The sequence below is a fragment of the Bacillus cereus group sp. BfR-BA-01350 genome, assembly GCF_022663775.1.
Lineage (GTDB): Bacteria > Bacillota > Bacilli > Bacillales > Bacillaceae_G > Bacillus_A > Bacillus_A paranthracis.
The window spans coordinates 1-12122 of the sequence record NZ_JAKUGD010000004.1 but is presented as its reverse complement, the minus strand read 5'-3'; the positions used below and the strand labels follow the sequence as shown (position 1 = coordinate 12122).

Here is a 12122-nt window from a genome sequence, read left to right as displayed (position 1 = left end):
ATAGGGCCAACCGTACATGCGGTTGGCCTTTGTATAATTATTTCTAATAAGTATAATGGCTTTATTTTGAGAATAACGTTTTAATTTTATTTCGTGTCACTAATAAAATCCCGCCTAATACAGATAACATACCTAAAGCCATATTATTTGATTGCTCACTACCAGCGTTAGGAAGTTCTCTAGCATTATTGTTTGCATTTGTAGTACCAGTCTTTGTTTCTGTTTGTTTCGATTGAGATACTTCATTGATCTTGTTATCTACATTTTGCTTCGTTGTATGTATCTCAGCTAATTTGTCATCAATTTTTTTCTCAGTATGTTTAAAGTCGTTGATTTTAATATCTAAGTCTTGTTTTTTCTTTGATAAATCGTCTGAAACAGTTTGTTTCGATTGTTTCATTTCGTTAATTTTATTGATTAAATCTTGTCTAGCTTCTTGTAATGCAGCTAGTTTGTTTTTTACATCTTGTTTCGCTAGTTCTAAGTTAGCGGAAAGGCTATCTAAATTGCCTTTAATTTTCTTAAGTTCCTCTAACGTGTTACCAGTATTCGGTTTGTTTTCTTTTAGCTCAGCAAGTTTGTCCTCAGCAGTTTGTTTCGCTTTCTTTAACTCAGCTAACTTTTCATCGACTTGTTTTTTAACTTCCTTAAGTTCATTAACCTTTTGATCGATGTTCTCTTTATGTTGTTTCATTTCATTCACTTTTTCATCGACAGTTTGTTTATGTTCTTTAATCTCATTAACCTTATTATCGATATTTTGCTTATGTTCTTTCACTTCAGCAACTTTATCTTCTACTTGTTTTTTATGCTCTTTTATTTCAGCGATTTTATCTGCGGCGATTTGCTTGTCTTGCTGAAGTTTTGCATCGAACTCTTCTTTACGTTGCTTAATTTCGTTAATTTTTTCATCGGCAACTTGTTTACGCTCGTGTAGTTCATTCACCTTCGTATCAACATTTTCCTTAACTTTGTTAAGTTCATTCAATGTTTGATCTACGTTTTCTTTGTGTTGCTGCAATTTCGCATCTAACTCTTGTTTATGTTGCTTAATTTCAGCTAATCGATCTCCCGTACTTTGCTGAGGAGTAGCATCAGTTACTTCCGCATGAGCAGAGTTTGCGCCAGCAATCATTGCTAAAGCTAGTGTAGACGCAGCGATTGTTTGTTTTGTTTTCATATTTTTGTACCTCTTTTCTTTCATATGCATGAACTGTTTTGTGTAAAAATGAGCATATAGAAGTAGATTATCTTATCATTATATACTATGTTAGGCGCTTAGAGGAAGGATTTGCATAATAATCTATCATTATGTAATTTTTAAATTCTTTTATTTTGGGGTAGGGGACAAATCTTTAGCAAGATGAACAATTTCTTCAATAGTAAAGCTTACATCTTTACTATTGCGAATAACAAACAAATAATCAGCCTCGTTTTCTACAGGATCTATCACATCATTGTGAAGTGATTCAGCCTGTTGTCGATCTAGCACTTCTTTAAAACTAGAATAACCACCTCTAAAAATATTCGTACTACGTGTGCTTCGAGCCACTCTTTCGTAAAGTACATCATCTGGAATGTCAAAATGAACGAGTATGCGTACATATTCATTTTGTGGAAATAATTCGTTTAGTAAATATAACCTTCCGTTTTTACTGCGATTGGAGTTACTAATAATAAGGTGTAAATTTGTATGTTCTTTTGCATAATCAACAATGAATTTCGAAAGGCCGTGCTTAAATATATTAGGGCCTTCAGCTGGTTGTAATTTTTCATAATGAGTGTTAATAAATTCTGCTTGGTTATCTTGATCCATAACGAAAGAGTGGGGTAACTCTTTTTCTAATGCTCTTGCAAATGTAGTTTTTCCGCTGTGTGTTTTTCCTACTGTAATAATGACGAATCGTTTCATATTGGCCTCCATGTGTATTGTTATAGTCTGGAATATTCTGTGTGAATCGACAATTTTCCTGCTAGAGAATATACAAAGTGTCGGAGTGATAGTAGGCTGGAAACTTGACAAAAAAACTTATTTATGCTATAATTTACCAATATAAAAATAAAGTGTATAATAGGGTTCTCCTGGCCAGGGGAACCCTATTTTTGTTGTGAAAATGAAGGAGTGTATGTGCGTGAAAAAAGGTGAAGCAAGTATAACGTCGTTAGTATCAGCTTTCGGAAGGGCATATCATAGTAAATTTGATAATCCGAAAATCTTTGATGATTATGTAGCTAAAGAGTTCATTTCTCAAAAAGAACGTAACGACATTGAAATGAACATGGTTCAAGGAATACATTTTTTCAATACAGACATTGCAAAGCAGTTTCAAGATAATCCACAAGAAATATTAAAATGGATTACACAAGTTCAATTATCACCAACACCTTTAGCGCGTGCGGCATATTGTGAAAGAGTATTACTACACGAGATTACGCTGGGAGCGAAACAATACGTGATACTCGGTGCGGGATTGGATACATTCAGCTTTAGACACCGAGAACTAGAAAATAAAATAGAAGTATTTGAAGTGGATCATCCTTCTACGCAGCAGTTTAAGAAGGAAAGAATAAAAGAAGCAGAACTTGAAGTTCCAAATCACCTTCATTTTGTTTCAATGGATTTTACCAAAGGATTTTCCTATGAACAGTTACAGAATGAAGGATTTGAAAATAAAAAGACCTTCTTTAGCCTATTAGGTGTTACGTATTATTTAACGAAAGAGGAACTTTCTAGTTTAATAGAATGTCTATTTGAAATGGTTCCAGAAGGGAGTTCTATCATTTTTGATTATCCAGATGAAAACTTATTTACGGAAAAGGGATTGTCTAATCGAGTGGAAAACATGGTGAAAATGGCTGCAGTAGGCGGAGAACCGATGAAATCGTGTTATTCTTATCGCGAAATGGAAGCACTGTTAGCGAAGGCGGGCTTACTCATTTATGAGCACTTATCACCAGAGGACATAAATAAATTATATTTTGAAGGACGAAATGATTATTTAGAAGCTTTTGAGACGGTGCATTATGTGCATGCGGTGAAGAAGTAAGGAATTAGTAGGCATGGGGAGGAATCTCTGTGTCTTTTTTTCGTATTAAATTCAATAAAAAACAGTAAAACCTTAGTTCTTTGCTTTTTATTACAATTTTGTAAGGTTAAGTAATAAAAATCGATAGAACTAGATAAATGAATGGGATATTCTGAGTGACGGAAAGAATATTCTGAAAAAGGGGGTAGGACAAATGAAGAATAGACAAAAAGCGTCGATAATATGTAAAGGTATTTTATGTTTAATTATTTGTATGCTAATTACAAATGAAGTGTGGTTTATGAAAGTAGCGAGGGCAGAATCGGGCATGCTGACTGATAGGAGTATAGAGGATTTCAAAAAAAAGCTGGATGAACAGGTACCAAAATGGCAGGAAAATTATGCGGTACCAGGGGTTGCAATGGGAATTGTGCATGAGGGACGTATTGCTTATACACTTAACTACGGTTATGTAGATAAAAAGACAAAAAAAGCGGTGAGTGATGATACTTTGTTTCAGGCTGGTTCCATATCTAAAAGTCTTACAGCATGGGGAATCTTGCATCTTGTAGATGAAGGACGTTTATTACTAGATGATCCCGTTGGAAAATATCTGACCAAATGGAAATTACCTAATTCAGAGTTTAATAATAATGAAGTAACCATAAGAAGATTGTTAAGTCATACTGCAGGGCTATCTGCACATAAAGGATACCTCGGGATTGCACCAGGGAAACATCTTGACTCTATTGAGGAGTCTCTGTCTGGAAAAGGATGGCTTAATGAACCGGTGGAGGTTACCAATAAACCAGGTTCAGAAACAATTTACTCTGGTGGCGGATATACAATTTTACAACTTGTAATTGAAGAAGTTACCGGAATACCGTTTGATCGTTATATGGAAGAACAAATTATGAAACCTTTAGGAATGAAATCTAGTTCATTTTTACAACGTCCTGAAAACCATAACCTTTCAAAAGCTTATGGATATTTTGGAGAGGAGCTCCCTAGTTACCAATTTACCGAACGGGCTGCTGCAGGTCTTAAGACAAATGTTACCGATATGATGACATTGATACTTGCAAGCATGGATGCAAATAATAAAGGGAATGGTGTCATCAAAAGTGAACGTGTTGAGGAAATGCAAAAGCCAGTATTAGGGGAGAACGGTTTAGGTATATTTGAAAAAAAACTATCTAATCAATGGAAATTACTTTATCATTCTGGTGACAATCAAGGCTGGCATTCTTTTTATGGTTTTATTCCTAATACAAAGGATGGATTGGTAATCCTTACAAATGGTGAAGGTGGTATAGACTTAAGACAGGATATTTACCACGCATGGATTGAATATGAAACGGGAAAATTACCTGAAAGTTACTTTTTTCTAGCAGAGCAGAGAAAAACTAACTTCATTACATCAATTGTTATTGGCGCCACACTTAGTATATATTTGCTACTATTTGTGATTAGATTGTACAAAGGTAGAAGAACTTTCATTTTTAAGCAAGAGAAGAAATCTTACATCGGATTAGTAGTTAGGACATTTTTACTTGTTGTTACTGCTGTTCTCATTTTTTGTGCTGCTTATTTGTGGAGAGTTTTTAGTTTGAATTCCGGTAATACAATAAATTTCATTCTAATAATGGCATGGATTATAACGCTATTAATTAGTGGGTTTTTCCCGAAAATTAAAAGTAATAAAAAACAACGTATGAAACGAAAAAAATTAACATCAAAATTTACATGTATGTAATGTTAAAGGCTAGAAAGCTAGATTGGCGTGAATCACTAATTGTGGAGTGCAAAAAACAACAAAATCTTTTAAAAAACACTTAATTTTTTACTCCATCTATCTTTACAATCCCTCCTTATAATGTGAATTGGACAAGCACCTAAGAGAAAGCAGAACATGTCAGTTTGTACATTCTATTATTAGGGGGAGAATTTGTATGAAAAAGACAGTTGCTTCGTTAGCAGTTATGGCGGCATTATTACCGACATTTTCAGCACATGCGGAAGGGAAAGAGCAAGTTCGAAAATCAGCTACAACTTTTAACGTTATTAGTGACATTCAAGGTGATTTAGGAGATTTTGATCATGTATTAAAAGATATGAATAAAGTAACGCCACTTTCTAGAGCACTTATTATGAATGGGGATATAACGCCAACTGGACAACAGTCACAATATGATGATGTGAAGCGTGTGTTAAACAAAAATAAGCATCCCGAGAATGTATGGTCAGCTGTTGGGAATCATGAGTTTTATGCTGGTAAATGGACAGCTGATGGGAAGCTCTCTCAAAGTACATGGCCAAATGGTGTAACAGAAGAAACGCTATTTAACCGCTATCTGAAATTTAGCGGACAAGAAAAGGTATATCATAAAAAAGAATTAGATGGTTATCCGCTTCTATTTTTAGGAACTGAAAAATATATGAAATACCACGATTCAAAAATGTGGGATGAAGTATATATGAGTGATGAGCAATTAGGTTGGTTAAAACAAAATTTAGAAGAGTACAGCCAAAAAGATAAAAATAAACCAATTTTCATTTTCTCTCATCACGTTTTACCTGATACTGTGTCTGGATCAAGACAATCACCATACTTACAAGATTATTTAAATGTCGATAAGTTGTATGATATATTAAAAGACTATCCACAAGTTGTTTTCTTTACGAGTCACACGCACTGGGATTTAAACTTGCCAGACTGGGCTGGTAAAAAGAAAATTGCAGGCGGAGATAAAAAAGGATTTACAGTTGTAAATACAGGTGGTATTGAAACGGGCTGGATGTCGGCTGGACCAAATAGAGGAGAGAAGACTGCTCCTGATGGTTATTCATTCAAACAAGGGTTGCAAGTGAAAGCATATGGTAGCGATGTAATGGTGACAGCTTACGATTACAAACGTGATAAGGAAATAAAGAAATTATTAATTAGTGATTCGAAAATTGCACAAATGGCACCAAATGTAACGGCAGATGATAGTAAAAACGTAATCGTCGGTGCAACAGAATACATGAAGTACTCTATAGAAGGAACGGACGAGTGGCATACTTATAATCCAGGAAACCCACCCAAATTTGACGGGGACAAAATCGTATACGTACGCCATAAAGGCGAAATGAATTTAGAACCAGGATTAACACAGCTACTTCGTTTTTCTGCAAATAAATGATTGGAAGAGGGCCTACTTTTTATCGAGTGGGTTCTTTTGTGTTGTCAGGTTTTGTCGGTAAGTCGATATCTTATGTCGAATCGTCGATATATTAAAAAAATCGTTGATATATTTCAAGTTATGAACGATATATTAAAAAATCGTCGATATAAATTTCATGTACCGTAATATGGTTAAAATCATTATTATAATTTCATGTACCGTATTGAAGATAAAACCTTTAATGCAATTCCATTCACCAAAACCGAAGTCCAATACATTTTTCTCCCAGAAAGATGACTTCATCATTTTTACATGCAATAATAGTAACGTTACATACATTGTGAAAGAAGTACAAAGGAGCGTTATTCATGAATTTAGCTAAATTCCCGAGAAAAAAATATACAGAGTCATATACACCAATTGAAAAATTAAACAATTTTTCTGAAGCACTTGGTGGGCCGACTATTTATTTTAAACGAGATGATTTACTTGGTTTAACAGCTGGTGGTAATAAGACGAGAAAGTTAGAGTTTCTAGTTGCGGATGCACAGGCAAAGGGTGCAGATACGTTAATTACAGCTGGTGGTATTCAGTCCAATCATTGCCGCCTGACACTGGCAGCTGCGGTAAAAGAAAAAATGAAATGTATCCTTGTATTAGAAGAAGGGCTTGAGCCAGAAGAGAAGCCAGATTTTAACGGAAACTATTTCTTATATCATTTATTAGGTGCTGAAAATGTAATTGTTGTACGAAATGGAGCAGATCTTATGGAAGAGATGCATAAAGTAGCGAAAGAAGTTAGTGAAAAAGGGAATACACCATATGTCATTCCAGTTGGTGGATCAAATCCTACTGGCGCAATGGGATACGTTGCTTGTGCGCAAGAAATTATGGCGCAATCATTTGACCAAGGAATTGATTTCAGTTCAGTCGTTTGCGTAAGCGGTAGCGGCGGCATGCACGCTGGTTTAATTACAGGTTTTGCTGGAACACAAAGTCACATCCCAGTAATCGGAATTAACGTAAGTAGAGGAAAAGCAGAGCAAGAAGAGAAAGTAGCAAAACTTGTAGATGAAACTTCAGCTCACGTTGGTATTCCAAACTTTATCCCGCGCGAAGCTGTTACATGCTTTGATGAATATGTAGGACCAGGTTACGCGTTACCAACGCCAGAAATGGTGGAAGCAGTGCAGCTGTTAGCAAAAACTGAAGGTATTTTACTTGATCCAGTGTATACAGGTAAAGCAGTAGCGGGATTAATCGACTTAATTAGAAAAGGTACATTTAATAAAGAAGACAACATTTTATTCGTACATTCAGGTGGTTCACCAGCTTTATATGCGAATACATCTTTATTCGCGTAAGTGTGAAAAAGCATTGGGTATCCAATGCTTTTTGTTATATACTGGAATTGTTAGGAGGCCAGAAGGGGGAGTATATGAGTTCAAACTTAAAATGGATGATATACACGATACTCGGTATTTTTATTTTATTAATTTTATTTGTAGCTTATGGAGTTTATTTATATTTCACTTAAGTGAAATGGTAACCGAACCAAAGGAAGAATAAAATAATTGCTGTATTAAATAGAGTAAAACATAAACCGATAATCGTTAAAATTTTCCTTTCATTTCGACTACAAAAAGATATTACTGCTAATAGGATTGCTATAACAGCGGAAGCTAATATGAAGTAAGCGAAAGGCACAACCTATTCTATCCCAACTCTGTCTAAAATAGGTGTGAAAAGAAAAAGATTAATCGTAACGAATATGCTTACAATGAGAAACGTATAACTTTTCCAAGTGTATGTTTTTAACTGCATGGATCATACTCCTTTCCTTATATTATTTATATTTTTAACCATAAATTAATTACCTTTATTTTACAATAATCTGGATTGTTATGAAATGAGGTAGATGAATATGAAGGATAGAAATGTGTCTTTAGTTTTTATTATTATCTGTATATTAATAGTAACTGGCTGTTCAAATATACTAGGAAATGAAGAGCAAAGAATCGAAGTGCAAAAAAATATTGGTGATAATGAATATGAAGATTTTAAGGTAGTGACAGATAATAATGAAGTGATGCAAGTAAAGAAAATATTAAAGGATACTACTTTTGAAAATAAAAAAGTGGAAATGTCTCGTCCAGCTGATTATCATTTTGTTTTTCAATTTAAAAATCCGAAAATAGAGGCGAAAGCTACGTTGTATCAAATTTGGGTAATTCCTAATAAGGATAAAATAGAAATCATAGCGGGGAATAGCCAGTACGTTCAATTAGAAGGGAAAAATGCAGACACTTTGTTTCAGATTGTTACAGGGGAGAAGTTAGTTGATTAAATATATATGGAGTCTACAGTTTTTTATTTTGGGAGATACTTAGTTTGTAAGAAAAAAATAGCCACCTTTTATATGGGAATAAACTCTGAGAGCGAATTAAACAGAAATTGAAACTTGACTTGATGAACGTGAAGTTTTACCCTTTTAAATGCAAAAAAAGTACCTTAAGGAGTCTATTAATCCGCCAATGAAAATAAAACTAGTAAATATATTGTTTTTACAAAGATTCGATGGTATGTTTAATTTTCTCAATATAATATTTTGCTTATATAGGAGTGGCTATTTGAATAAATTTATATTATTGGTTTTATTGGTTACATGCTGCCTTACTATTGCAGGATGTTCTAATGATAGGGTTATAACAAAGAATGAGTCAAAAACTTCAACACCTGTAAAGGTTGAACGTATCAATAAAGCGTGGTACAAACATATATAATAGTTTAAAGAATTTTTAAATTATTGATGATAAAAGGTCATAAGGTGAAATGAGTTAGCCTGATAGTAGAGGTTGTGAACCTTAATGAAAAGCGAAAAGCATAGGGGAATGCTATGTTTATAAAAGTACGATATTAAAATGTTCACAAAAAGGAGGCTACATATAGACCCTTTTTTATGGGTATTTTTCATAAGTAGAAGACATTCTAAGGTGCTGTTCTCTAACTTGAACCTTCTAACATTTATTTCACTAAGTTAAAGTTCATGGAGAGTACCACTCTTCAAAATTCGGGGCATGCTAGGGGCCTTTAATAGCTCGATTGATGTGGTTCCTTTTTCACTTTATCTACCATATTTATATATCTTTCTATAAAAAATCTAACTTTTAACGATTAAATGAGATAAAACCTAGTTAAAAACAATGAAATTTCAGGAAAAATAAGGTACACTATTCAATGGTTTTGGTTTAAAATCAATTGACGTTAATGTATACGGGGGAAAGATTGATGAACAACAATACAGTAAATGAATCTGTTGAAGAAGTTGAGAAAAAACGGGTAAGATCCAAAAAACGTTTTACAAATTGGAAGCTTATCGCAGCAGGTGGAGGTGTACTTGCACTTCTCCTTGGAGGAATGAGCTATTATCAGGCAACTCACTTCAATTCAAATGTTACGATTAATGATACAAAAGTCGGTGGTATGAGCGCTGATGAGGCAATACAGAAATTAAAAACATCTGGACTAGCAAACAAAGTTTATATTGATCAACAACAAATTTTAGATGAAAAAGAGACAAAGACGGAACTGACGGAAAAAGATTTGCCGCAAGTTAAGAAACTATTAAAAAGTCAGTGGACATTTTTCCCTTCTTCAAAGGAAAAAGAGTATTCATTGTTATCGAAAGAAGCGGATCAGTATCGTAGTGAAACGATGAAAAAACTTGTAGAAGAAAAGCTCGTGTCTATGAATGAAAAATTAAAGGCGCCTCAAGACGCTATGGCAAAGCTTGAACAAGGAAAAATTGTTATTTCGAAGAGCGTTGATGGAAAACAGTACGACGTTACGAGTTTACTAAAAGATTACGATAAGCAGAAGCATAAAAGCGAAATTCATTTAAAGTCTGCATACATACAGCCTATTAAAGAAAACGATCCGATTATTAAAAAAGAAGAGAAAGCATTACAGAATCTTCTTACGCAGTCTGTTGATTATAAAGTGCAAAATGAAGTGTATTCATTAAAAGCAAAAGATTTAATTCAAAATGCCTCTATGTCAAAGGATATGAAAGTGACAATCGATGCGAGCGATATTAAGAATAAGGTTGCTGAAATTAATAAGGCTAAATCTACATTACATAAAGACTTCGCTTTTAAAACACATTCTGGTTCGGTCATATCAGTAAAAGGACAAGGATACGGCTGGGCACTAGATGTGGAAAAAGAGACAAAACAAGTTGGGCAAGCCTTTGAGAAAGGCGAAAAATCACTTTCTGCTTCTAATATTTACGGAAATGGTTGGGAGAAGGAAGGGATCGGTTATAAAACAACATCGAATAATGGTATCGGAGACACATATGCAGAAGTTTCAATTGCAGATCAACAAATTTGGATTTACAAAGATGGTAAATTAGTCCTCACAACAAATGTAGTAACGGGTAAACATAGCACAGGCGAAGATACATCACCAGGTGTGTGGTACGTTCTATACAAACGAACACCATATACGCTAAGAGGTAGCGCAGTAGGGAAAGCTGATTATGCAGTGAAAGTAGATTACTGGGTTCCATTCACAAATAGCGGTCAAGGATTCCACGATGCCGGCTGGCGAAAAGACTGGGGAAGTAATGCTTATTTAACAGGAGGATCAGGCGGTTGTGTAAATCTTCTCCCTAACGTTGCAAAAACTGTATATGATAGTTTGAACACGTATGATCCAGTTATCGTGTACTAGAAAATAGGTACGTATTAAGAACTTAAACGAATAAATAAAGCACCTGATGGTACATGAAAAAACACCTCTTGCATTCGCATACAAAGTGTGCAAATGCAATGGAGGTGTTTTTATTTGAAGGCAAGAGTTCATTGTTTATAAGAAACAAAGTGGGAAGAGATTGAGATGGAAAACTAGGTGTACAAATAATCAATAAAATTGACACTGAATATCATTTTCATTTATTATGGAATCGTCGTATGTAATTGGACATGAATTTTATGAAAAAGTCTATTTCTTATATTCATATAATAGATTTCTATTAAGGTATCACATTCAAAAACTATCACTAAATTTTTCAATAATTTAAACGTAGGAAAGGGCAATATAAAATGAACTGGAAAAAAGGCGGATTATGGGTTATTATTTTTTTCGTTGTAAAAGGCACAATTTCTACACTTTTAATCGTTACTGGTGCTAAATATTTTGATTTGTCATTTATGCAACTTTTCGTACTAATATTGATCTTATTACTGATTTCTCTCATAAGTCGAAAATTACTGTATAGACATAAACAAAACAAAAAGCAAAAAGAGCTAAATATATAAGGAAGCCCCAGAGACCTTTGGATTTCTGGGGTTTTATTTATTCAATAGTGAGTTTTGGCTCCGTGATACGAATGGTACACCCCATCAGTTTTATCGGTTGTAAATCAAAAGAAAGATATATTTACAAGGACTCTTAACAAGTCTTACGAATCCAAAAGTCTCTTTATTCTTTATTGCGTTTCTGCCGCAGTTTATAGATACAAAGGCTTCAGGTCCTATACCTTTTATCATTTTAGGAATTACTTTTACAGTAACTGGACTATTGTGGTGTTTATTTGTTGCTTATTTCTCTTCCTATGTCACCAAAAAATTAAGAGGAAATCAAAAGGTAGGAATGATTCTAAATAAAGTAACAGGACTGATTTTTATTGGGATGGGGTTAAAGTTGCTTCAAACGAAGGCTCCTCAATAAACATGAATAATAAAAAATGCCCCCTTCAAGAGATGTTATCTTTGCTTTAAGCTAATTTCTATATATTAAAAAGCTCCTTCAAATTTGAAGTGACCCCCGAAAGTTAGACAGGTCGTTTCATTAGGCAGCCTCTAGGGTATGAGCCCGGTATTGTACTGGGCTCATACCCTTTAATTTTGCCTTAATTCTTTTATGA

Annotated in this window: 9 protein-coding genes and 1 pseudogene; 8 read left to right on the top strand and 2 right to left on the bottom strand. The window is 34.2% G+C overall.

Annotated elements, in window-relative coordinates; translation table 11 throughout:
* Window positions 1–61 precede the first annotated feature (61 nt).
* Together MR147_RS10635 and MR147_RS10630 are read right to left on the bottom strand one after the other, a co-directional pair.
* Window positions 62–1180, bottom strand: a complete 1119-nt coding sequence (locus MR147_RS10635; RefSeq protein ID WP_242304108.1) for an LPXTG cell wall anchor domain-containing protein — start codon at window positions 1178–1180, stop codon at window positions 62–64.
* Window positions 1181–1330: 150 nt separating this feature from the next.
* Window positions 1331–1912: an ATP-binding protein gene (locus tag MR147_RS10630; RefSeq protein WP_074609331.1), complete on the bottom strand. Its 582-nt coding sequence runs from the start codon at window positions 1910–1912 to the stop codon at window positions 1331–1333.
* Window positions 1913–2126: 214 nt separating this feature from the next.
* On the opposite strand from MR147_RS10630, the gene MR147_RS10625 reads away from it, so the two are divergent.
* The 8 genes and pseudogenes from MR147_RS10625 to MR147_RS10585 all read left to right on the top strand — a co-directional run.
* A complete protein-coding gene (locus MR147_RS10625; RefSeq protein ID WP_074609332.1) occupies window positions 2127–3047 on the top strand; it encodes a class I SAM-dependent methyltransferase in 921 nt (306 codons plus the stop codon).
* A 193-nt stretch (window positions 3048–3240) separates the two neighbouring features.
* Entirely contained in the window at window positions 3241–4782 is a 1542-nt protein-coding gene (locus MR147_RS10620; protein ID WP_074609334.1) for a serine hydrolase domain-containing protein, read from the top strand.
* A gap of 196 nt (window positions 4783–4978) precedes the next feature.
* Window positions 4979–6211: a DUF4073 domain-containing protein gene (locus MR147_RS10615; protein WP_242304106.1), complete on the top strand. Its 1233-nt coding sequence runs from the start codon at window positions 4979–4981 to the stop codon at window positions 6209–6211.
* Window positions 6212–6561: 350 nt separating this feature from the next.
* Window positions 6562–7557, top strand: coding sequence for a D-cysteate sulfo-lyase (gene cuyA / locus MR147_RS10610; protein ID WP_242304105.1), 996 nt, complete (start codon window positions 6562–6564; stop codon window positions 7555–7557).
* 560 nt (window positions 7558–8117) lie between these two features.
* A complete protein-coding gene (locus MR147_RS10600) occupies window positions 8118–8540 on the top strand; it encodes a YhfM domain-containing protein (RefSeq protein ID WP_242304104.1) in 423 nt (140 codons plus the stop codon).
* A gap of 941 nt (window positions 8541–9481) precedes the next feature.
* Window positions 9482–10927, top strand: coding sequence for a L,D-transpeptidase family protein (locus MR147_RS10595; RefSeq protein ID WP_242304102.1), 1446 nt, complete (start codon window positions 9482–9484; stop codon window positions 10925–10927).
* Window positions 10928–11298: 371 nt separating this feature from the next.
* On the top strand, window positions 11299–11514 hold the full coding sequence (locus MR147_RS10590; RefSeq protein WP_001104100.1) for a hypothetical protein: 216 nt from the start codon (window positions 11299–11301) through the stop codon (window positions 11512–11514).
* A 109-nt stretch (window positions 11515–11623) separates the two neighbouring features.
* A pseudogene (locus MR147_RS10585) lies at window positions 11624–11926 on the top strand (LysE family translocator); the annotation flags it as partial.
* Between the last annotated feature and the right edge of the window lie 196 nt (window positions 11927–12122).